This window comes from Aliiroseovarius sp. xm-d-517 (assembly GCF_013283135.1).
Classification (GTDB): Bacteria; Pseudomonadota; Alphaproteobacteria; order Rhodobacterales; family Rhodobacteraceae; genus Aliiroseovarius; species Aliiroseovarius crassostreae.
In genome coordinates this window covers 2,567,422-2,590,486 of record NZ_WBXT01000001.1, presented here as the reverse complement: position 1 = coordinate 2,590,486, position 23,065 = coordinate 2,567,422, and the positions used below count along the sequence as shown (strand labels likewise).

At 59.3% G+C, this 23,065-nt stretch carries 18 protein-coding genes; 7 read left to right on the top strand and 11 right to left on the bottom strand.

Annotated features, from left to right (window positions below):
• Positions 1-123: 123 nt before the first annotated feature.
• The 4 genes from XMD517_RS12280 to XMD517_RS12265 are packed head-to-tail and all read right to left on the bottom strand — an operon-like array spanning position 124 to position 5,184.
• Entirely contained in the window at positions 124-1,200 is a 1,077-nt protein-coding gene (locus XMD517_RS12280; protein ID WP_173486721.1) for a branched-chain amino acid ABC transporter permease, read from the bottom strand.
• A 3-nt stretch (positions 1,201-1,203) separates the two neighbouring features.
• Entirely contained in the window at positions 1,204-2,190 is a 987-nt protein-coding gene (locus tag XMD517_RS12275) for a branched-chain amino acid ABC transporter permease (protein ID WP_173486722.1), read from the bottom strand.
• Positions 2,191-2,200: 10 nt separating this feature from the next.
• The gene (locus XMD517_RS12270) at positions 2,201-3,013 is read right to left on the bottom strand and encodes an ABC transporter ATP-binding protein (protein ID WP_254450033.1); all 813 of its coding nucleotides are present in this window, start codon (positions 3,011-3,013) and stop codon (positions 2,201-2,203) included.
• 8 nt (positions 3,014-3,021) lie between these two features.
• A complete protein-coding gene (locus tag XMD517_RS12265; RefSeq protein WP_173486724.1) occupies positions 3,022-5,184 on the bottom strand; it encodes an AMP-binding protein in 2,163 nt (720 codons plus the stop codon).
• 238 nt (positions 5,185-5,422) lie between these two features.
• Between XMD517_RS12265 and XMD517_RS12260 the strand changes: the two genes are divergently transcribed.
• Both XMD517_RS12260 and XMD517_RS12255 read left to right on the top strand, forming a co-directional pair.
• Complete coding sequence (locus tag XMD517_RS12260) at positions 5,423-7,345, top strand: PAS-domain containing protein (protein ID WP_173487964.1); 1,923 nt, start codon at positions 5,423-5,425, stop codon at positions 7,343-7,345.
• A complete protein-coding gene (locus tag XMD517_RS12255; protein WP_055192737.1) occupies positions 7,342-8,058 on the top strand; it encodes a response regulator transcription factor in 717 nt (238 codons plus the stop codon). The genes XMD517_RS12260 and XMD517_RS12255 overlap by 4 nt, the downstream gene beginning before the upstream one ends.
• 51 nt (positions 8,059-8,109) lie before the next feature.
• Here XMD517_RS12255 and XMD517_RS12250 read toward each other — a convergent pair whose 3' ends face one another.
• Together XMD517_RS12250 and fdhF are read right to left on the bottom strand one after the other, a co-directional pair.
• Positions 8,110-8,646, bottom strand: a complete 537-nt coding sequence (locus XMD517_RS12250) for a pentapeptide repeat-containing protein (RefSeq protein WP_173486726.1) — start codon at positions 8,644-8,646, stop codon at positions 8,110-8,112.
• Positions 8,647-8,810: 164 nt separating this feature from the next.
• Positions 8,811-11,579, bottom strand: a complete 2,769-nt coding sequence (gene fdhF, locus XMD517_RS12245) for a formate dehydrogenase subunit alpha (protein WP_371732385.1) — start codon at positions 11,577-11,579, stop codon at positions 8,811-8,813.
• A 156-nt stretch (positions 11,580-11,735) separates the two neighbouring features.
• Here fdhF and XMD517_RS12240 point away from each other — a divergent pair, with 156 nt between their 5' ends.
• The 5 genes from XMD517_RS12240 to XMD517_RS12220 all read left to right on the top strand — a co-directional run bounded on the left by XMD517_RS12240 (position 11,736) and on the right by XMD517_RS12220 (position 16,582).
• Complete coding sequence (locus XMD517_RS12240) at positions 11,736-12,386, top strand: histidine phosphatase family protein (protein WP_173486727.1); 651 nt, start codon at positions 11,736-11,738, stop codon at positions 12,384-12,386.
• Between the two features lie 31 nt (positions 12,387-12,417).
• Positions 12,418-13,473, top strand: coding sequence for a saccharopine dehydrogenase (locus XMD517_RS12235; RefSeq protein ID WP_173486728.1), 1,056 nt, complete (start codon positions 12,418-12,420; stop codon positions 13,471-13,473).
• 1 nt (position 13,474) lies between these two features.
• Positions 13,475-14,617 (top strand): saccharopine dehydrogenase family protein, encoded by a 1,143-nt coding sequence (locus tag XMD517_RS12230; RefSeq protein WP_173486729.1) that lies wholly within the window; start codon positions 13,475-13,477, stop codon positions 14,615-14,617.
• An 88-nt stretch (positions 14,618-14,705) separates the two neighbouring features.
• A complete protein-coding gene (locus XMD517_RS12225) occupies positions 14,706-15,338 on the top strand; it encodes an HD domain-containing protein (protein ID WP_173486730.1) in 633 nt (210 codons plus the stop codon).
• A complete protein-coding gene (locus XMD517_RS12220) occupies positions 15,335-16,582 on the top strand; it encodes an NAD(P)/FAD-dependent oxidoreductase (protein WP_368493366.1) in 1,248 nt (415 codons plus the stop codon). The genes XMD517_RS12225 and XMD517_RS12220 overlap by 4 nt, the downstream gene beginning before the upstream one ends.
• Before the next feature lie 52 nt (positions 16,583-16,634).
• Here XMD517_RS12220 and XMD517_RS12215 read toward each other — a convergent pair whose 3' ends face one another.
• The 5 genes from XMD517_RS12215 to XMD517_RS12195 form a co-directional block, all read right to left on the bottom strand.
• Positions 16,635-16,847 (bottom strand): hypothetical protein, encoded by a 213-nt coding sequence (locus XMD517_RS12215; RefSeq protein WP_173487965.1) that lies wholly within the window; start codon positions 16,845-16,847, stop codon positions 16,635-16,637.
• Positions 16,848-17,127: 280 nt separating this feature from the next.
• Positions 17,128-18,354 (bottom strand): DNA recombination protein RmuC, encoded by a 1,227-nt coding sequence (locus XMD517_RS12210; RefSeq protein ID WP_173486732.1) that lies wholly within the window; start codon positions 18,352-18,354, stop codon positions 17,128-17,130.
• A complete protein-coding gene (gene mutL / locus XMD517_RS12205) occupies positions 18,351-20,258 on the bottom strand; it encodes a DNA mismatch repair endonuclease MutL (protein ID WP_173486733.1) in 1,908 nt (635 codons plus the stop codon). The genes XMD517_RS12210 and mutL overlap by 4 nt, the downstream gene beginning before the upstream one ends.
• A 105-nt stretch (positions 20,259-20,363) precedes the next feature.
• Entirely contained in the window at positions 20,364-21,680 is a 1,317-nt protein-coding gene (locus XMD517_RS12200) for a pitrilysin family protein (RefSeq protein ID WP_217360497.1), read from the bottom strand.
• The gene (locus XMD517_RS12195; protein ID WP_173486735.1) at positions 21,680-23,014 is read right to left on the bottom strand and encodes a pitrilysin family protein; all 1,335 of its coding nucleotides are present in this window, start codon (positions 23,012-23,014) and stop codon (positions 21,680-21,682) included. Before XMD517_RS12195 ends, XMD517_RS12200 begins: the two co-directional genes overlap by 1 nt.
• Positions 23,015-23,065: the final 51 nt, after the last annotated feature.

The following is a 23,065-nucleotide window of genomic DNA, read 5'->3' as shown; positions in this document are numbered from 1 at the left end:
TTGCTTCCTCCCTAGATTAGCAAAAATATCGTGCCCGTTATGGGTCACTTTGGTTTCGGTCGTCCGGTCCGCTCCTCATGAACCGGAAGACCAATCTTTTTCCCCGTCAGGGGCCGTTCCCAATTAGTGGGGGAATGGCCACAGACGCAGTTTCTCTTTGGTCAGGCGCCACAGTTGGGCCAGACCATGCGGTTCCACGATCAGGAAGAACACGATCAGCCCCCCCACGATCATGAATTCGAAATGGGCTGCCAGGTCGGTCGGCCAGCCGAGGCCACCCACCAGCACGTTCTTCAGAAGAACCGGCATCAGCACCATGAAGGCCGCCCCTGCAAAGGCCCCGAAGATCGAGCCCAGACCACCAATGATGATCATGAAGAGGATCAGGAACGATTTGGAGATCCCGAAGCTCTCACCTGCTTCAACCGCACCGAGGTAGACCGAGAAGAACAGGGCCCCGGCCACGCCGATGAAGAATGAGCTGACCGCAAAGGCCGACATCTTGGCCATCAGCGGGTTCACCCCGATGATCTCAGCCGCGATATCCATATCACGAATGCCCATCCATTTCCGACCGGTCATGCCGCGCGTCAGGTTGCGGGCCACCCAGGCCAGCGCCACCAGGAACACCAGACAGATCAGGTATTTCGCCCAGGCGTCGGTGTTGGGACCGGTTACGATGATGCCAAACACGGTGCGTTCCGGCGCGTTGATCTGACCCGATGCCGAGTAGTTGTAGAACCACGGCACCTTGTTAAAGAGCCACACCAGGAAGAACTGCGAGGCAAGCGTGGCCACAGCGAGGTAGAACCCCTTGATGCGCAGCGACGGCAGGCCGAACAGAACACCCACAACCGCGGTGATGCCACCGGCAATCAACACGTGGAACACGATGTTGATCTCTGGAAAGGCGACCATCAGCTTGTAGCAGGCATAAGCCCCCACCGCCATAAAGCCCCCGGTGCCCAGCGACACCTGACCGGCATAGCCCGTCAGGATGTTCAGGCCCAGCGCCGCAATGGCGTAGATGAAGAAGGGGGCAAAGATTGAGTTGACCCAGTAGTCGTTCACAATGAACGGAATGATCAGGAAGGCAACTGCCATTGCGACCCAATAGCCAGCCCGGTCCAGACGGATCGGAAAGGTCTGGTTGTCGTCCTGGTAGGATGTTTTGAAATCACCAGCTTCACGGTAAAACATGGATCAGACCCTTTCGATGATTTTTTCGCCGAACAGGCCTTGCGGCCGGAAGATAAGGAAGACGAGCGCAAGAACGTAGGCGAACCAGTTCTGCGTCGCGCCACCGATCAGCGGACCAATGGCAAATTCGAAAAGCTGCTCACCCACACCGATGATCAGACCGCCGATAATGGCGCCCGGGATCGAGGTGAAGCCGCCCAGCATCAGAACCGGCAGGGCCTTCAGCGCGATCAGCGACAGCGAGAACTGCACACCGGACTTGGCGCCCCACATGATACCAGCGACCAGCGCCACAAAGCCTGCAATCGACCAGACCAGAACCCAGATGAAGCGCAGCGAGATACCAACCGACAGCGCGGCCGAGTGATCATCTGCCACAGCGCGCAGCGCCCGGCCCTGTTTGGAGTATTGCGAGAAGATGGTCAGCGCAGCCACCAGAAGGGCAGCAATCACGGCGGCAACGATATCAAGGTTGTCGATGAAGAACCCATAGCCGAACCAGTTGTAGGTCACGCTGTCGATGGTCTCGTTCAGACCGGCCGGCAGACCCACATCCAGCGTCTTGATTTCAGAACCCCACATGATGTCCCCGAAACCTTCCATGAAATAGGCCAGACCGATGGTCGCCATGAACAGGATGATGTCAGGCTGGCCGACAAGGTGTTTGAGGATGTAACGCTCCACCACCCAGGCAAAGCCAACCATCACGCCAGCGGCAAGGATGATCGCGATGATCGAGGGCACGTGCCACGGGAAGTGGTGGATCTCAGTGCCGAAGATGGCGTTGATCAGGTGCGAAAACGGAACCTGACCGTTTTGGATACCCACCAGCGTCATGGCCGCGAACAGCGCCATCACACCCTGAGCATAGTTGAAGATACCGGACGCCTTGAAAATCAAGACAAACCCCAGTGCGACGAGTGCGTAAAGAACCCCGGCCATCAGGCCGTTCAGGGTGACTTCCGCTGCAAAGAGCAATTGATCAGACATGTCTCCCCCCTTAGTCGTGTGCCACGCCGAGATAGGCGTCGATCACATCCTGGTTGTTGCGCACCTCGTCCGGGGTGCCGTCCCCAATTTTCTTACCGTAATCCATCACGACCACACGGTCGGACAGGTCCATAACCACACCCATGTCATGTTCGATCAGGGCGATGGTGGTGCCAAATTCGTCATTCATGTCGAGGATGAAGCGCGACATGTCTTCTTTTTCCTCAACGTTCATGCCGGCCATCGGCTCGTCGAGCAGAAGCAGCGACGGTTCCGCTGCCAGCGCACGCGCCAGCTCCACCCGCTTTTTCAGACCATATGGCAAACGCCCCACCGGGGTTTTGCGGATATGCTGAATTTCCAGGAAGTCGATGACCTTTTCGCAGATCTCACGGTTGGCCAGCTCTTCCTTCTCGGCTTTGCCTTTCCAGATCGCCTGCTCAAACAGGTTGGCTTTCATGTGGTTCAGACGGCCGGTCATGATGTTGTCCAGAACGGTCATGCCGTCAAACAACGCGATGTTCTGGAAGGTCCGGGCCAGGCCCTGCTGTGCCACCTGATAGGGGCGCATCGGCGGGCGTTTTGCGCCGCGGAACCAAACCTCGCCTTCTTGAGGTTTATAAAACCCCGAGATCACGTTCAGCATCGAGGACTTACCAGCCCCGTTCGGACCGATGATCGCGCGGATCTCGCCCTCACGAATGTTGAAGCTGATGTCCTTGATCGCAACCACACCACCAAACCGCAGCGTGATATTCTTCAAATCCATGACCACCGGGCCAATGGTGCGCCCGTCTTCCGTGACGTAGCTGTCGGCGTTCATATCTAAGCTCATTCTGCCGCCATCCCCTGTTTGGTGCCAACCACAACCGCATCGCGGATTTCGATGGTGGCGTTGATCGAACCCTTGCGGCCGTCCTCATAGGTGACCTCGGTTTCGATATATTGTTCGGATTTCCCGCCATACAGCGCGTCGATCAGCGGGGCGTATTTCTCCTCGACGATCTTGCGGCGCACTTTCCGGGTCCGGGTCATCTCACCGTCATCTGCATCCAGTTCCTTGTGCAGGATCAGGAAGCGGTGGATCTGACAGCCCGACAGCATCTCATCTTCAGCAACCGACTTGTTGACGGCTTCAACATGCTCCTGAATGGTCGAGAGCACCTCGGGGTGGCCAGCCAGTTCCTGATACGAGGCATAGGCCACGTTGTTGCGCTCGGCCCAGTTGCCAACCGCGGTCAGGTCGATGTTGATGAAGGCCGTGCACATGTCACGTTCATTGCCAAAGACAACAGCTTCGAGGATGTCCGGGTAGAACTTCAGTTTGTTCTCAACATATTTCGGCGCGAACATCCGGCCATCGGCCATTTTGCCCACATCCTTGGCGCGGTCGATAATGCGCAGGTGACCCGACTGCTTGTCGAAGAAACCAGCATCCCCCGTGGCCACCCAGCCTTCGGGGTCTTTGGTGTCCGCGGTCGATTCCGGGTTGTTGTAATATTCCACAAACGTCCCCGGCGAGCGGTAGAAGATCTCACCATTGTCCGCCAGGCGGATTTCAACACCCGGAGCAGGCACACCCACGGTGTCATTGCGCACTTCGCCATCAGGCTGCACGGTGATGAACACGGTGGCTTCGGTCTGACCGTAAAGCTGTTTCAGGTTGATCCCCATCGAGCGATAGAACTCGAAAATCTCAGGACCAATTGCTTCACCGGCGGTGTAGCCCACACGAATGCGGCCAAAGCCAAGCGTATCTTTCAGCGGACCATAAACCAGCACCTCACCGCAGCGATATTTGAAATATTCCTGCAGCTTGCCACGATAGAGTTTCAGGCCGATCGGGTCTTTTGCCTTGAAATGCTTGCGGGTTTCCAGCGGGTGACGCAGCTTGGTAAAGCCCAGACGGATCGTGTTTTCGATCAGGGTCTCAACGGCAAAGCCAATCCCCATCGCGTAACGGAAGCCGTGGCGGATCTTCTGCTCCAGCGTACGCTTCTGCGTGGTGACCTTGCGCTTCGGCATCCCGTATTTTTCACCGGTGGTCTTCGCAAATTCCATGAAGTGATGGAACAGCGCGTATTTCAGATCGCCACTGTCTTCCATGCGGATCATCACATTGGTCAGCTGGGTTTCAAACACGCGCGGCGGGGCAAAGTAATAGGTCGGCCCGATCTCACGCAGGTCGGTCATCATCGTGTCTGCCGATTCCGGACAGTTCACGCAGAAGCCGCTCCACATGGCCTGCCCCAGCGAGAAGATGAAGTCCCCCACCCATGCCATCGGCAGATAGGCCAGAACATCTTCATTGCCGCCCAGATTGTCGAACTCGGACGAGTTCTTGGCGCTTTCAATGATGTTGCGGTTCGACAGAACCACACCTTTCGGGCGCCCGGTGGTGCCCGAGGTGTAAAGCATCACGCAGGTGCTGTCATAGGTCAGCTCAGCCTCGCGGGCAGCCATTTCTTCTTCGAAACGGGCATGCGCAACACGGCCTTCTTCCTGAATGTCGTGATACCAGTGCAGATGGCTGTGATCATATTTGCGCAGGCCACGCTTGTCGAAATAGATGACGTGTTCGATGCCATGGATCTTCTCCTGCACCTCGATCACCTTGTCGACCTGTTCCTGGTCACCACAGATCACGAAACGGGCGCCGCAGTTTTCCAGCACATATTCCATCTCTTCGGCAACAGCGTCCTGATAAAGCGGCACCGGCACGGCACCCACTTTCTGCGCAGCAACCATCCCCCAATAGTGGGCAGGGCGGTTGCGCCCGATAATGGCAACATGGTCGCCCCGTTCAATCCCCAGCGCCAGCAGGCCCATGGCCAGGTTCTGGATTTCTTCGGCGGCTTGCGCCCAGGTCCAGCTTTGCCAGATCCCGAATTCCTTTTCCCGATAGGCCGGGCGATTTCCAAATTCCTTCACGTTCCGCGCAAGGAGCGCCGGAATGGAAGCGAATGCACCAGCTGCGGCTAATTCTTGTCCCAAATTTTCCTCCCACCGTCGGCCTGTCCGACTTCGAATGTCAGGGCCTCTCCTCGGACCCGGTTGCAGACGAATCTATGCCAACAACCCTGACGAAAAAAATCTCGCCGTCAAAGGTTTCGGCACTTTTTCCAAATCCTAACGAATTGTAACAGCCTCATTAAGCAGGGTTTTTCCGCAGCAAACCCCTTTTCTGAAAGGGGGTTCGGTGATAGCGAAGACAAAGAGGGGACCGAAATTCATGCCAAACAGCAAAGAAGCCACCGCCCTGACACAGGCCGGGCTGAACCTCATCCAGCAAGCGCTTTCCATCTATGATCGAGAGCTTCGGCTGGTTATTGGCAACCGCCAGTTCCAGGATATGTTCGATCTGCCCGACCGGCTGGTCCGTGCTGGCGCCGAGTTCGGTGAAACCATTCGCCACCTTGCCGAGCGCGGTGATTACGGCGCTGTCGGCAATATCGACGCCTTTGTTCTGGCCCGCGTGGAGCAGGCAAAAGCCTTCGTGCCGCATTACATCGAACGCACCCGCGCCAATGGCTCGGTGATCTCGGTTGAAGGAAACCCTCTGCCACAGGGGGGCTGGGTCACGGTCTATACCGACATCACCCATATCAAGCGGCAGGAACGCCTGCTGCGGGCGCGCTCTGAGGAACTGTCCGATCAGGTGCTCTCACACACCGAAGAGCTGGCCCAGACCAACCGCGCCCTGGCCTCGACCAACAAGGCGCTGGAGGAAACCAAGCGCGAGCTTCTGGAAATGGAAAGCCGCACCCGTCTGACCGCCGAAATGATGCCCGCCCATATTGCGCGGATCGACCTGGATCAGACCTACACATTCTCGAACCGCCGACTGGGCCGGGTGATCCCAGGCCGCCCCACGGACCTGTTTGGCCTGCACGCAAGCGAAGCCCTTGGCAGCGAAGCCTATGCACGTATCTCGCCTTATTTTCAGAAAGCCTTCAAAGGTGAGGCCAATGTATTTGAATTCAGCCACGAGGGGTCCGGGCGGCGCATCCGCGTGGCATTGACCCCGGATCGGGACGAGGAAAGCGAGCTGATCACCGGGATCTACATCCTGTCCATGGACATCACCGAAGAAGCTCAGGCCCGCGCCGCACTGGCCCAGACCCACAAACGTGAACTGGCCGCACAGCTCACCTCTGGCGTGGCCCATGATTTCTCAAACCTGCTGACCATTATCCTCGGGCTGCAATCCCGGCTGGGGCAAATGGACATTGGCGACGGTGCGAAAGAGCTAGTTCAGGCCACCACCGCCGCTGTGCGCCGGGGGGGCACACTTCTGGAACGCATTGCGTCGATTTCCGGAAAACGCGAAATTCATTTCGAACCAACTGACATTCCGGAACTCCTCAAGGGGCTGGAAACATTGGCAAAACCGACGCTCCCCGACGGGGTAGAGCTGGTGATTACCCAAGAAAACCTTGCAGATCCCGTGGTGCTGGATGCCGGCGCCGTGCAGGATGGGCTGCTCAATCTGATCATCAACGCCACCCATGCCATCGGATCGGGCCCCGGTCGGATCACCCTGTCGGCCAGACCGATCCGCGAAACATGGGTCGAATTTCAGGTGCGCGACACCGGCACCGGATTTTCCGATGAGGCGCTGGAGCGGGCGATGGATCCGTTTTTCACCACCAAAGGGGGGGATGGCTCCGGGCTGGGCCTGTCCATGGTTTATGACCAGACCACGGTGGCAGGTGGCCAGTTGAAAATCGCCAATGCGCCTGACGGGGGGGCTGTGATCTCGATCCGCCTGCCCCTGCGCAAACCGGCCCGACCGATCGCACCGCGGCTGGTCCTGCTGATCGAAGACAATGCCGACATCCGCGCCTCGGTCCGCACCATGCTGACCGAGATGGGGCATCAGGTGATTGAAGCCGTCTCCGCCGAGGAGGCGCTTGGGCTGATGACGCTGGAGGGGATTGGCCTGATCCTGTCCGACGTGATTCTTGAAGGGGTGCAGACCGGGCCGGAATTCCTGCGTGGATTGGACGCCGCCGGGGTGGATATTCCCAAACTCCTGATGACTTCCCTACCGTCAGAAGACCCAAGACGGGCAAAAGCAGGCTTTCCTGTTTTACATAAGCCCTTTACCAAGGGGGAACTCGCCACGTTCCTGTCGCAGGAGGTCCGCACATGACCCAACCATCCAGCCATCGCCCGATGATCGCCATTCTGGACGATGAACCTGAAATCCGCCGGATGTTGTCGGAGGCGTTGGAAGATGCCGGGTTTCGCACAGCCAGTTTTGCCCGCGCCACCGAGTTCGAAGCCGCCCTGAACACCATGGCGCCCGATGTCTGCCTGGTGGATCTGGGTCTGCCGGACCGGGACGGGCTGACGCTAGTGCACAGGCTGGCTTTGGAATCCGGTGCCTCGATCATCATCATTTCAGGTCGTGTGCAGGTGCAGGACAAGATTACGGGGCTGGAGCTCGGGGCGGATGACTATATCATCAAACCGTTTGAACCGGCAGAAGTGGTTGCCCGTGTGCGCGCCCGCCTGCGCAGCCAGAAAGTCGGTGCCCCCGCATCGCACACCGCCCATTTCAATGGCTGGACCGCGCATTTCGACCGATACGTTCTGGAAGATGAAAGCGGCGCCGAAACGACGTTTTCACATGCCGAGGGTGAGGTGCTGCGCCTGTTCCTCGATGCCCCGAACCGATTGATTTCCCGCGCCCAGATGCAGGAAAGCCTGGGGGGTGTCGCCGGTGAAAGCTTTGACCGCGCCATGGATGTGCGCATCTCGCGCCTGCGCACCAAGCTGAAGGAAGACCCCAAAAACCCGCGCCTGATCAAAACGATCTATGGCGCGGGCTATATCTTTCTCGGGAATGTGCGCTGGGGGTAATCCCCGCAGGCGGTTTTCCGAAGTCACCCAAGCGTTTCAGTGACATCCGCTTCAGCGGCATTCGCCAATCGATCCTGCAGCGCAGACACGCCCATCCGGCCAGGTCGCATTGTCCAGCTTTGCTTCAATCAGGATGGCACCATTCAGATTGGCTCCCAGCAGATTGGCCCCGCTTAGGTTGGCATCCAAAAGGTTCACCCCGGACAGGTTGGCCATCATCAGATTGGCCCCTTGCAGGTTCACCGCATGCATATGCGCGCCGGTGAGGTTGGCAAAGCTCAGATCAGCTTCAACAAGGTTGGTCATGTGCAGAATGGCCCGCTCCAGCTTGGCGCGTGACAGGTTGGCACGGTCCAGCCGCATGGTGGTCATCGACGCGTCCGTCATGTCCACACCCGACATATCTGCATCCATACGGATCGCACCGGCACATTGAGCTTCGGGGATATATTCGCAGACGGTGTTGTAGTCGCGCTCATTGGTGGTCTGGTCCGACCAGGCCAGCGCAGCATTTGTGGTGGACAGCGCTATGGCCGCAACTGCCGCCACCTGCGTCAGGGTGGCAAATGGGGTTTGTTTCTTCTCCATGAGGGTAGTCACTCCTGTTCACATTGGATCGCCATCCAAGCTGCCACAGCCCCCATCCGGAGGACTTAACAGGAATCAAGCCCTTAACACATTCATAAATTCAAATAAAAATACCCCACGGAAGTTCGCAGGGCATTTTCATGTGTTATCAATGACGTGGGAATTTACTCCGCCGCAATCCCCTGATCAATTTTCTCCACCCGAACCGCCGAGAATTTCATTTCGGCGATCTTGCCATAGGGATCCAGCGCCGGGTTGGTCAGAATATTTGCCGCCGCCTCGACATAGGCAAACGGCAGGAACACCATGTTTTCAGCCACCGCATAATCCGCCCGCGCCATCACATCAATGGTGCCGCGGCGGGTGGTCAGGCGGATCATGTCACCGGGTTCCACCCCCATTTCGCGCAGGGTTTTCGGGTTGAGAGAGCAGTTTGCCTCCGGCTCGATGGCATCCAGAACCGTGGCGCGACGGGTCATCGAGCCGGTGTGCCAATGCTCCAGCTGACGACCGGTGGTCAGGACCATCGGGTAATCCGCATCCGGGGTTTCAGCCGGTGGCAAGATCGCAGCCGGCGTAAAGCGGGCGCGGCCATTTTCACGCGGGAACCTGTCGCCAAACACCACAGCCTGACCGGGATCTTCCGGCGAAAGCGAGGGATAGGTCACCGCGTCAACACGATCCAGACGGTCCCAGGTGATGTTGTTCAGAGAGGGCATCACGCGGTTCATCTCGGCAAACACGTCACTCGGGTGATCGAAATTCCAGTTCAGCCCCATGCGTTTGGCCAGATCCACGGTGATCCGCCAGTCTTCACGCGCCTCACCTACGGGCGGCACGGCCGGGCGTGTCAGCTGCACGGTGCGGTTGGTGTTCGACACGGTGCCCAGCTTCTCGGCCAGCGCGGCGGCAGGCAGGATCACATCCGCGTAAGAGGCGGTTTCGGTCAGGAAGATGTCCTGCGACACAAGGAATTCCATCCGCCGCAGAGCTTCACGCACATGTTTCACATCCGGGTCGGACATGGCCGGGTTTTCGCCGAGGATATACATGCCCTTGATGTTGCCATCATAGACCTGATCCATGATCTCGACCACGGTCAGGCCGGGGTTGGGGTTCAGCTCATCCACCCCCCAGACATCGCGGTAAAGCGCCTGAATTTCAGGGTCTTTCACCGATTTATAATCGGGGTAGAACATCGGGATCAGGCCCGCATCCGACGCGCCCTGAACGTTGTTCTGGCCACGCAGCGGGTGCAGACCCGTGCCCGGACGCCCCACATTGCCCGTCATCAGCGCCAGCGCGATCAGGCAGCGCGAGTTATCGGTGCCGTGGGTATGCTGGCTCACGCCCATGCCCCAGAAAATCATGCCGTTTTTGCCGGAGGCAAAGGTGCGCGCCGCGGCGCGCAGATCATCGGCAGAGATACCGCAGATCGGGGCCATTTCCTCGGGCGAGAACGCCTTGAGGTGCTCGCGCATTGCCTCCCAGTTCTCGGTGTGCTCGGCGATATAGGCGTCGTTTTGCAGGCCTTCCTCAGCGATCACATGCATGATGGCGTTCAGCATCGACACGTCCGCACCGGGCTTGAACTGCAGGCGATGCGTGGCGTAACGCCCCATGCCCACACCGCGCGGATCCATCACAATCAGCTTACCACCACGCTTGGTGAACTGTTTGAAATAGGTCGCTGCAACCGGGTGATTTTCGATCGGGTTTGAGCCAATCACAATCGCCACATCGGCGTTTTCAATTTCGTTGAACGACGCGGTCACCGCACCGGAACCCACATTCTCCAGCAGGGCCGACACCGACGAGGCGTGGCACAGGCGGGTGCAGTGATCGACGTTATTGTGGCGGAACCCTTCGCGGATGAACCGCTGGAACAAATAGGCTTCTTCATTGGTGCATTTGGCGGACCCAAAGCCAGCAACAGCTTCGCCACCATGCTCATCGCGCAGCTTCATCAAGCCCTTGGCGGCCACATCCAGCGCCTCATCCCAGCTGGCTTCGCGGAAATGGGTCAGCGGGTTGGCCGGGTCCACATTCAGCCCCTTCTCGGCGCCACCTTTGCGAATAAGCGGTTTTGTCAGGCGATGAGGGTGGTTGATATAGTCAAAGCCGAACCGGCCTTTCACACACAGACGCCCTTCGTTGGCGGGACCATTGATGCCCTCGGCATAGACCACCTTGTCGTCCTTTACCTTCAGGCTGACCTGGCACCCCACGCCACAGAACGGGCAGATGGTTTTGACTTCTTTATCGAAATCCGAGCTGTCCTTGACTGTGGCCGGCATCAGCGCGCCGGTCGGGCAGGCCTGCACACATTCACCGCACGCCACACAGGTCGAGGCCCCCATCGGGTCGTTGATATCAAACACCGGATAGGCGTCGTGACCACGACCACCCATACCAATCACCTCATTCACCTGCACTTCACGACAGGCCCGGACACAGAGGTTGCACGAAATACAGGCATCAAGATTGACCGACATCGCCACATGGCTGTCATCCAGAAGCGGCACCCGCCCCTCTTCCAGCTTCGGGAAACGGCTTTGGGTCACGCCATTCAGCTCTGCCATATCCCAAAAATGCGCGTTGGCGTCGTGGCGTTCCTCAGGCTGGTCAGCCACCAGAAGCTCCACCACCATCTTGCGGGCAGACCGGGCGCGGGCATTGTCGGTCACCACCACCATACCGTCGCTGGGGGTGCGGATGCAGGACGCGGCCAGGGTGCGTTCACCTTCGATTTCAACCACACAGGCACGGCAATTCCCGTCGGACCGCAGATTGGGCACATCCTTGTGGCACAGATGCGGGATCAGCGTGCCCTCTCGTTTTGCCACTTCCCAGATGCTCTCGCCCGGTTGCGCAACCACTTCGCGCCCGTCCAAGGTGAAGGTAATCCCCGACATGTTTTGCCCATCCGCCATAGTAAATTCTCCGTTTCAGGGGCCAGTATATCGCATTTGCGCGTTTCTTTCAGTTCGTCATTCACGACATAAGCTGTGGATTTTGCGCCAGCCCCCCTTTCAAGATTGGATCCAATCCCTTAGCAATGCGGTGAAGGATGTGTGAAAGGGAATGTCATGACGCAAATCACCCTGATCCGGCACGGGCAGGCCAATAACAGCGCCACGGATGAGGCGGGCTATGACCGCCTGTCCGATCTGGGGCGTCAGCAGGCCCGCTGGCTGGGCGAGCATATGCGCGCCACGGGGCAGGCGTTTGATGCCGTTTTCACCGGCACCCTGACCCGTCACAAACAGACCGCCGAAGAATGGGGCGCTGCGGAGGTGCGCAGCGATTCGCGCCTGAATGAAGTGCGCTATTTCGACCTGTCAGAACGGATGCACGCCCAATACGGCCTGGCCCATCCAAAGACGCATGAGGATTTCGTCGATCACCTGCCCCTGACCTTTTCCGCCTGGCAGGAAGGCAAGATCGACGGCGCCCCCGAAAGCTTTCACGACTTTCAGACCCGCGTGCAGGAAGTGATCCACGATATCGCTCAAGCCCATGAAAACCCGATCATTTTCACCTCTGGTGGCTTTATCGGCATGGCCACGCGGGTGGTGATGGGGCTGGATATCGGCCCGTTCACCCGCGCCATCCTGCCGATCATGAACAGCTCAGTCCATCGGATGCGGATGCTGCCTGCGGGGCTGACGCTGACCCAGTTCAACGGGGTGCCACATCTGGAACATCCCGACCGCCATCACGCCCAGACCCATTTCTGAGGCCAGACCAACACTTATCCAGGAGAACAGGATGACACATCTTTGGGTACGGGCCGAGCAGCGCCCGAATGAGGACCGGGTTGGCCTGACCCCGGACGGTGCCAAGGCACTGATCGAGGCAGGGATTCGCGTCACCGTCGAGGAAAGCAAGGTCCGCTGTATCGGCATCGAGGGCTACCGCGCAGCCGGGTGTGACATCGCCGCCGAGAACAGCTGGCCAGATGCGCCGCTTGATGCGATCATCTTTGGCCTCAAGGAACTGCCCGAAGACGGCACACCCCTGCGCCATAAGCACATCATGTTCGGCCATGCCTTCAAGGGGCAGTTTTCCGGCAAGATCCTTCTGGAACGGTTCAAGGCTGGTGGCGGCACCCTTTATGACCTTGAATATCTGGTGGCGGAAAACGGGCGCCGCGTGGCCGCCTTTGGCTATTGGGCTGGGTTCGCGGGTGCCGCCGTGACCCTGAAAAGCTGGGCCGCCCAGCAGCGCGGCGAGATCTGCGGGCCGGTCGATGCTTATCCGGGCAAAGATGCACTGCTTGCGGAACTGAAATCCGAGCTGGACGCCACCGGCGCGCCGCGCCCCAATGCCATCGTGATCGGCGCTTTGGGCCGGGTCGGCACCGGGGCCTCCGACCTGATGGAAGCGATGGGCGTTGCCGTGACCAAATGGGACATGGCGGAAACCGCCCATGGCGGGCCATTCCCGGAAATTCTGACCCACGACATATTCATCAACTGCATTCTGGCCGGGCCACAGACCCCGGTATTTGTGCCACAAGACGCGAAAGAGGCCGACCGCAAGCTCATCGCCATTGGCGATGTGGCCTGCGACCCGGACAGCGATTACAACCCGGTGCCGGTTTATAGCAAGGCCACCAGCTGGGCCGCCCCGGCGCTGCGGGTTGCGACCGACCCGGTGCTCGACGTGATGGCAATCGACAACCTGCCCTCGATGCTGCCGGTAGAAAGTTCAATTGATTACGCGGGTCAGCTGTTGCCCAGCCTGCTCACCCTGACTGACCTCTCCTCCGGGGTCTGGGGGCGGGCCGCCGCCACCTTTCACGAACATATGAAGGAGATCTGACATGACCATCCATTGGTGTGGCACCGGCCTATCGGCCATCCCCGGCCTGCGTCGGCTGATCGAAAACGGACAGGATGTGGTGGTCTGGAACCGAACCATCGACAAGGCCCGCGACGCGGTGGGTGACATCGCAAAGGACATTCGCGCCTTTGAGATGGACGCGCTGGATGCGGCCCTTCAACCCGGTGACATCGCCGTGTCGATGCTGCCCGGTGATCTGCATGTGCCGGTGGCGGAGCTGTGCCTGAAAAACGGCGCGCATTTCGTGTCCTCCAGCTATATCTCCCCCGAGATGCGCGCCCTGGACGCCAAGTTCAAAGATGCGGGTCTGTGTTCGGTGAACGAGGTTGGGCTGGACCCCGGCATTGACCATTTGATGGCCCATTGGCTGGTGGCTGATTACCGCGCCAGCCAGGACACCGATCAGGGGCAGGTGCTCTCGTTCATCTCGTATTGCGGCGGGGTGCCGAAAACGGCCAACCCGTTCCGATACAAATTCAGCTGGTCGCCGCTGGGGGTGCTGAAGGCGCTGCGTTCGCCATCCAGATCACTGAAAGGCGGCAAGATTTTTGACGTGGCCCGCCCATGGGACGCGATTTCCGCCTATGACGCCCCGCTGCCGCAGGCCGAAAGTTTCGAGGTCTACCCCAACCGGGACAGCCTGCCGTTCATGGAAGAATACGGCTTTGATCCTGACTGGAACACCGATCTGTTTGTGCGCGGCACCCTGCGCCTGAACGGCTGGGCTGATGCGTGGAAAGATGTGTTTGCCGAGGTTGAAACGCTGGAAGGTGCGGCAGGTGACGCGCGTCTCAAGGAAATGTCCGACCAGTTCTGGCAGGACAATGCCTATGACGAAGGCGAGCCTGACCGCGTGATCATGTGTGTGGCGTTGAAAGCGGAAAAAGATGGCGCGGTCACCTATCACAAAACCTATGTGATGGATGCCTGGGGCGACGCCCGTGGCACCGCCATGGCGCGGCTTGTCTCCACGCCGGTCTCTTTGGCGATTGAAGCGGTGCAAGGGAGCAAAATTTCCGCAGGCGTCAGCGCAGCCCCCTCGGATCCGGCCCTGATCGACAGCTGGATGGGTGAGGTGCGCACCCTTGCTCAACATCTGGCCATTGTCGATCACATCGCCTGAGCGACACGCCACGAACGACATGAACCTGTCGCAAACAACTCGGCATGGCGTCCCAAGGGCGTTAGGCTTTCCGGAAAGGGAGGACGCCATGCCAGACACCGCTCAATCCAAATGGCCCAGACCCGGCTGGACCAGTTTCGAAACCGCCACCAAGGAAGATTTCCTTGCCGTCATGGAATATGACGAGGCTTATGCAAATGCCGTGGTTGACCGGCTGCTGGTGGCCTTGAAAGAACTGGACGAAGAGGACACCCCCTATCCGATCAACCGCTACCAGCATTCGCTACAATCCGCCACGCGGGCCCATGAAGCAGGGGAGCCGGAGGATCTGATCGTGGCCGCCCTTGTGCATGATCTTGGTGATACGCTGGCCCCGTTCAACCATGGTGAACTGGCCGCTGCCATCGTGAAACCCTATGTCAGTGACCGCACATACTGGATCCTGAAACATCACTGCGTTTTCCAGGGCTACTACTACAACCATCACCTTGGCGGTGATCGCCATGCCCGCGAGAAATACAAGGACAGCCCGCATTACGACGCCTGTGTGCGGTTCTGTCACGAGTATGATCAGGCCAGTTTCGACCCGGACTACCCCACCAAACCACTTGAGTTCTTTGAACCGATGCTGCGCCGGGTGTTCAGCCGAACCGAGGGGCATATGGAGCTGAATGAAACCCGTGAGGATGTCCCGAAGAACAAGGACCAGACAGGAACGTGACAGAGCAATATGACTTTGACCTGATCGTGGCCGGGGCTGGCATTGTCGGCATGTCCACCGCGCTTTATGCGCAAAAGGCGGGCCTGCGGGTGGCGCTATGTGACCCGAACCCGCCCGGTTCCGGCACCACGTCCGGCTCTGCCTGCACCATCGCCACCTACGCCTGCCTTCCGGTCAATTCCCCCTCTGTCCTGACCTCTCTGCCCCAGCTTCTGACCAGTTCAGACAGCCCGCTCAGCTTCAACCTCTGGCACGGGCTGCGCAATCCCCGCTGGATGCTGTCCTTTCTGAACAATTGCCGCGCCGGGCGGGTGCACCACATTACCCGCGCCCTCGGCCAGTTTCTGGCCCAGGCAGATGCGGGCCTTGACCCGCTGATTGCCGAGGCCCGCGCCCAGGACCTGATTGTCCAGAATGACTGCCTTTATGTCTGGTCGTCAAAATCCGGCTATGACAATGCGCGCCACGGCAATGAGATGCGCCGCGCACAGGGGGTCGCATTTGAAGAACTCTCCCCAGACGAGTTGCGGGATCTGGAACCGAACCTGACCCTTCCCCTCTATCGCGGCCTGTTGTTCAAAGGGGCCCGCCACGTGACCAGCCCTGAATTGCTGGTATCGCGCATGTGCGCCCGGTTTGAAGAGCTGGGAGGGGTGTATCTCACACAGGGCATTGGCCGCGTCTCCCCTGACAAAACAGGTGTAACCGCACATCTTGAGAGCCAGAAGACCCTTCGCGCGCGCAAATTTGTCCTCGCCGCAGGCGCATATTCACGACGCATCCGGGGGACGGGGGGCGAGCATCTCCCGCTGGGCACGGAACGCGGCTATCATGTGCTTTATCGCAACCACGGCCACCTGATTTCACGCCCCGTGGGCTGGGCCGAAGCCGGGTTTTACGCCACGCCAATGGCGGAGGGGCTGCGGATTGCTGGCACGGTGGAAATCAACGCCCTCGACGCGCCCTTCAACACAGGTCGCACCGATTACCTCACCCGAAAATCACAAGACATGTTCGGCCCGCTCGGAACGCCGGATGCGACATGGCTGGGCCACCGCCCCACCCTGCCCGATGCCCTGCCGGTCATTGGTCCCTCGCCGCATTCCGACCGTGTGCTTTTTGCGTTTGGGCACCAACATATCGGCCTCACCCTGGGGGGGATCACCGGAAAGGTGATTTCAGATCTGGCACAGGAAAAGAAGCCGTGCTTCGATATCGCAGCATTTTCGCCGACCCGGTTTTGATGACGGTCAGCCCTTGTGTTTCGCAAACCTGGCCTTGTCGGGCAATAGATGCTCATACCTCTGTTTTACGCATTTCTTTTCTGCGTTTCATGAGTTTACCAATCCAATACAGAGGTGCCGAAAGAAGGACTGAGGGAATAGCAACAAACGCAACGATCACGCCCGTCCCAAGTATCACACCTTCGTGGGTTTCTGAACCGAAAGCCTGCCGGAGTTCTTCTGTATTCTGAGTAAGCATAGCACTCAAAACCAATGCCATGGTCATTACGCTGAGGCCTACAGCCACAAAGAAGCTCGCCCTCGGTTTAGAATGAAACCCGCACCAGACTGCAAACACCAAGCTGAAAGCGGAAACCGCCATTACAGCGTAAATCATAACAAGGGCCGCTATCCCAAAAAACATATTCCGCCCATACTTCACGGTTAAAAAATAATTAAAGCGTGTCGACACTACGCTGAAACAGCGTGATGTGGAAACCCCACGCATCATGAAAGGTTGGTGGTGATTCCAATTATTGCTGCGACCCAAAAGAAGTTGAGAGGCGTTAACTTGGCGCCTTCCCGATCGGCACCACGGTCTGGTCCTCGGCCGCCACTTCTTCAAAGTCGAAATTATCCAGCCGTTTCGCGCGGTTGCCCGCTTTCTCGGCGGAAATCTTGATGTCGGAAATATCTTTGGAAGCCTGGTGGAAATGCCGGTCGAGATTGGCAACCCGATCGCCCAGCCGCCCCACATCCGCCGACAGCAGATGCAATTCCTTGCGGATGGCCCCGGCCTGTTCCCGCATCCTTGCGTCTTTCAAAATCGCCCGCATCGTATTCAGCGTCGCCATGCAGGTGGTGGGGGAAACGATCCAGACGCGTTTGGTAAAGCTTTCCTGCACCAGATCGGGAAACTTGGCGTGAAGCTCGGCATAAACTGCCTCAGACGGCAGAAACATCAGCGCCCCATCCGCAGTTTCACCCTCGATGATGTATTTCTCGGAAATATCGTTGATATGCTTGCGCACCGAGCTGCGAAACATCTGCATCGCAGCTTTCAGCTCCGCCTCGGTGCTGGCCGCGACAAGCGCTTCATAGGCTTCCAACGGAAACTTGCTGTCAATCACAATCGGCCCGGGCGGATTGGGCAGGTGGATCAGGCAATCCGCGCGTTTGCCGTTCGACAGGGTGGCCTGTAACCCAAAGCTGTCAGCGGGCAGCGCCTTTGAGACGATATCGCGCAACTGGATCTCGCCAAACGCCCCGCGGGTCTGCTTGTTGGACAGAATATCCTGCAGCGACAGCACATCCCCAGACAGCCGGGTGATATTGTCCTGCGCCTTGTCGATGACCTTCAGGCGCTCCTGCAGCTGGGTCAGGCTTTCGGTGGTTTTCACCGCGGAACCCTGCAGGCTTTCCTTCATCCGCTCCTGCATGTCAGCCAGCGCCCGGGCGGATTTCATCGCATTGTCATGCAGCCGGTCATTCATCTGCTGCTGCACTGCGCCAAGACGGGCCTCAACGGTCTGGATCACCTGCACCTGCGCGCTGGCCTGCTGGTCTGACACATGGTTCAATCCACCGCGGAGCTGCTCCTGCCCCTGGCCGAGCTGCTGCACGTTCTGCCCGAGCCAGTGCATCTGCCGGGCCAGATCCTCCCCCATACGTGCCGATTGCCCGGCGCGCCGCAGGGACAGCATCAGCAAGACAAGGATCAGCGCCACGACGCCTGCTGCCGCCAACACAAGCGGATGGGTCAATGGCAGTGAGAATTCTCCGATTTCAATCATGTGCGCCCAAACAGCCTTTCGATATCTGCCAGCTTCAACTCCACATAAGTGGGGCGGCCATGGTTGCATTGCCCCGAATGCGGCGTTGCTTCCATCTCGCGCAGAAGCGCATTCATTTCCTCGCCACGCATCCAGCGCCCGGACCGGATCGAGCCATGGCAGGCCACCCGCGACAGAACCGCTTCGATCCGCGCCTGCACCGTGTTGCTGTCACCCAGATCCGCCAGCTCATCCAACACATCCCGGATCATCGCGGTGGCGTTGACCTCACCCAGGATTGCCGGGGTTTCGCGCACGGCAACCGCCGTGCCCCCAAACGGTTCAATCACCAGTCCAAGGGTTTTCAGATCCTCGGCCACCTCCAACAGGCGGGCAATCTCGTCTGAGGATAGTTCGATGATTTCCGGGATCAGCAAAGCCTGCGAGGCCACGCCGTTTTCCGCCATTTGGTGTTTGAGCTTTTCATAGACCAGCCGTTCATGTGCGGCGTGCTGATCAACGATCACGATCCCGGTCTCAGTCTGGGCGATAATATAGTTTTCATGCACCTGCGCCCGGGCGGCTCCCAGTGGCAATTCCGTGGCCCGAACCGCGTCGACAGGTGCGGGGGACGGGTCCAATACCTCATCTTCGAACCGGGCAGACGGGGTTGCCATCTCGGAAAACCCCGGCGCACCATAATCCCGCTCTGGCAGGTTTTGCGGCGCTTGCCCCTGATACGAGGCACGTAAAGCCCCCATTGACGGGCGGTCCATCTGGTAAACCCGCGCAGCACCGGTCGCGGTGGGCTCCTCCGGGCGCATCGCCCCAAGGGTGGCCCCGGCCACGGTGGTCGACGCACGGTGGCCAGCTTCCGCCAGCGCATGGCGCAGCCCCGTGACGATCAGCCCGCGCGCCAGCCCCGGATCACGAAAACGCACCTCGGATTTGGCCGGGTGCACGTTCACGTCCACCAGTTGCGGATCACAGGTGATGAAAAGCGCCGCCGCGGGATGGCGGTCGCGCGACAGGAAATCGAAATAAGCCGCGCGCAATGCGCCGGTCAGCAGTTTGTCCTTCACCGGGCGACCATTCACAAACAGGAACTGTGCCACCGCCGCCCCGCGCGAATAGGTTGGCAACGCGGCATAACCCGTCAGCCGCAACCCTTCCCGCGTGGCATCAATTGCCAGCGCATTTTCGGTAAACTCACGGCCCAGGATCTGGGTCAGCCGACCATAAAGCGCATCAAACAGATCCCCGGACTGGGCATCGGCACGGAAGGTCACGCGCCCTTCCCCTCCGCCAGACACATCGCGCAGGGTAAAGCCCACATGTGGCTCTGCCATGGCCAGACGCTTGATCACATCATTGATCGCCTGCGCCTCGGCCCGATCCGTGCGCATGAATTTCAACCGGGCGGGTGTGGCAAAAAAGAGGTCCCGCAACTCGACCATCGTGCCCCGAGACAGGGCCGCGGGTTTCACCGACCCCATTTTGCCGCCGGTCACACGCAGGGTAGCAGCCTCACCCCCTTCGGCGCGCGATGTTATGGTAAGCCTTGCGACGGCCCCCAACGATGGCAGCGCCTCACCCCGGAAACCGAAAGTGTGAATATCAAGCAGGTCAGAGCCATCAATCTTTGACGTGGCATGGCGCGACAAGGCCAGAGGCAGATCTTCGGGTGCGATGCCACATCCATCATCGGTCACCCGGATCAGCGTCTTGCCGCCATCTGCATAAGCCACCTCAATCCGGGTGGCCCCCGCATCAATGGCATTTTCCACCAGTTCCTTGACCGCAGACGCAGGGCGTTCGACAACTTCACCGGCTGCAATCCGGTTGATCGCGGCGTCATCCAACTGGCGGATCACAGGGCGTTTCGGCGCGGAATTCAAGCTCATATGGGGGGTGTCCTCGGGCATACCACAAAATTTAGCATGGCTCCGCCCGATTCGACACCCGATTCGGAACGGGGAAGCACAGGCGCGTATCGGCGGCTCTGGGCTTCGCTCTCGCTTCCCCTCTGGTTAGTTCGATGCGGGCTGATCCGCCAGCCCGTCTGGCTTTCCGATGATCATGAAGGTCAGCTCATCCGGGCGGAAAATCTCACCTGCAACCCGATTGGCCTGTTCCAGCGTCACGGCCTCCACCTTGTCATTGCGCGTGGAGATATAATCGATCGGCAGGCCTTCGATCTGCATCCCCACCAGAAGGTTGGCGATATTCGAGTTGCCATCAAAGCGCAGCGGATAAGAACCGGTGAGATAGGTTTTTGCCGCCGACAGCTCCTCGGCGCTGATACCGTTCTGCGCCATGTCGGCCCATTCCTGACGAACCACCTCTACCGCCTCGGCCATACTGGCATTCTGGCTGGAGAACTGCCCGGCGAACCCGTTGGCATATTCACGGTCAAACAGATAGGCACCGATCCCGTAGGTCAGGCCCCGCTTTTCACGCACTTCCTGCATCAACCGGCTGTCGGACCCCAGACCGCCCATGATCTGCGAGACAAGATAGGCGGCAAAGAAATCCGGGTCCTCACGGTCGATCCCACCATGACCAAACCGCGCAATGGATTGTGGGGTATCAAAGGGGATCACGGTCTGCGCACCGTTCCAAGAGACATCCGCCCGCTCGGGAAAGGGTGCTCCTTCGGCGCTCATCCCGTCAAGAAGACGGTCCATCAACTCGGCCAGTTCCCCGGCCGTGATATCCCCAACGGCGGCAATATAGACCCGATCCAGCGCCAAAGTATCACGATAGGCGGTCAGCAGGTCCTCACGCGTCAACCCCTCGACACTTTCCACCGTGCCGCCATCATAGCTGCCATAGGGGTGGTCGCCATAGGTGGTCACATCCCAGGTTTCCGACAGGATATCGGCCGGGTCCGTGGCGCGGGAGCGCAGGTTCGACAGGAGCTGATCGCGGACCCGTTCAATTGCGTCCGCTTCAAACCTGGGTTCGATCAGGGCCGAACGCAGCAGCGCCATGGCCTCCTCCCGGTTTTCGGTCAGAAACTGCGCGGACACATCCACACCATCGCGCCCGGCCCGAAACATGAAAGACGCGGCCAGCGCCTCGGCGGCTTCTGCAAAGCCGCGCGCATCCAGATCACCTGCCCCTTCTTCAAGAAGCGATGTCATCAACTCAACCGAGCCCCGTTTGCCCGGCCGATCCAGCGAGGTCCCCCCGCGAAAACTGATCTCAAGCGCGACAAAAGGCAGGCTGTGTTCTTCGACCAGCCAGGCCTTGAGCCCCGCCTTTGAGGTCACGTCCTGAATGGCCACTTCAGCGCGGGCCGGAAAGGCCGCAAGGGCCAGAACAACAAGGAGAAATCGAAGCATCACATTTCCTCTCCACCTTCGGGGACCAGCCAGCCCGTGACCGATTGCTTCCTGTTCAGCACTTTGCGTGCCACTGCCATGACGTCATCGGGCGTGACCGCCTGCAACACATCCTGCCAGGCATCTATGTCTTGCAGGGTCAGACCCGCGCTGAGCGCACGACCATAACGATCCGCCCGCGCCTGTGCATTGTCCTGGGCATAAATCTCAGACGCTTTGAGCTGAAACTTGATCCGCTCGAACTGGGCTACATCAATTTCGCCTGCCAGAAATGTCTCCAGCGTGTCATCCAGAGCGGTTTCCGCCGCGCGCAGAGAGGTCTCACCATTGGGCACGACCACAAGGCTGAAGCTCGTGTCATCCAGCGCCGTGGCCCCATAGCTTGCCCCTGCATAGACGGCGATCTGGTTGTCAAACTGCAAAGCCCGCCCCAATACCGAGGTGGCCCCGGAGCCGCCAAGGATTTCCGACAGATAGACCAGGGCTGCGGCCTCTTTCTGGTTGCCCGGATCACGTTCCGGCGCCAGATAGCTGCGCATCAGATACGGTTGCGAGACCCGCGCATCCGCCATGCGCAAACGCCGCTCAGCCAATTGCGGGGGTTCGGTGATCCGGGCGCGCGGGGCAAGATCCGCCGTCGGCTCCAGCGGACCGTAATAGGTCTCAGCAAGCTGCCTGACCTCCTCCGGGTTCACATCCCCTGCCACCACCAGCGTCGCATTATTGGGGGCGTAAAACCGCTGATAATACTCCAGTGCGGCCGTGCGCGAGAGGTTTTCCATCTCATGCCGCCAACCAATCACCGGGATCCCATAAGGGTGGTTCAGATATTGCGCGGCCCGCATCTGTTCGTAAAAGAGCGATCCGGGATCACTGTCGGTGCGTTGGGCGCGCTCCTCAAGGATCACCTCACGCTCCGTCGCCACATCCTCTTCGGTCAGGCGCAGATTGCGCATCCGATCTGCTTCCATCCGCATGATCAGCGGCAGGCGATCTGCCGCGATGCGTTGAAAATATGCGGTGTAATCTTGCGATGTGAACGCATTGTCCGAGCCGCCATTTTCCGTGACAACCCGCGACAGCTCTCCTGCTTCCATCGTATCGGTGGCCTTGAACAGAAGGTGTTCGAGGAAATGCGCAACCCCAGACACCCCCGGCTTTTCATCGGCCGCCCCGGCCCGATACCAAAGCATCTGCACGACAACCGGCGCCCTGTGATCTTCGATCACCACCACCTGCAACCCATTCTCGAGCTTGAACTCTGTCACACCATCCTGTGCCGCCTGCACCGGCAGCGCGAAACAAACCGCCAAGGCGGCCATCAATCGTCGCATGGAACACTCCTGTTCTGTTGCGATCAAGTTAGGGTCCCTGACGTGGGCTGC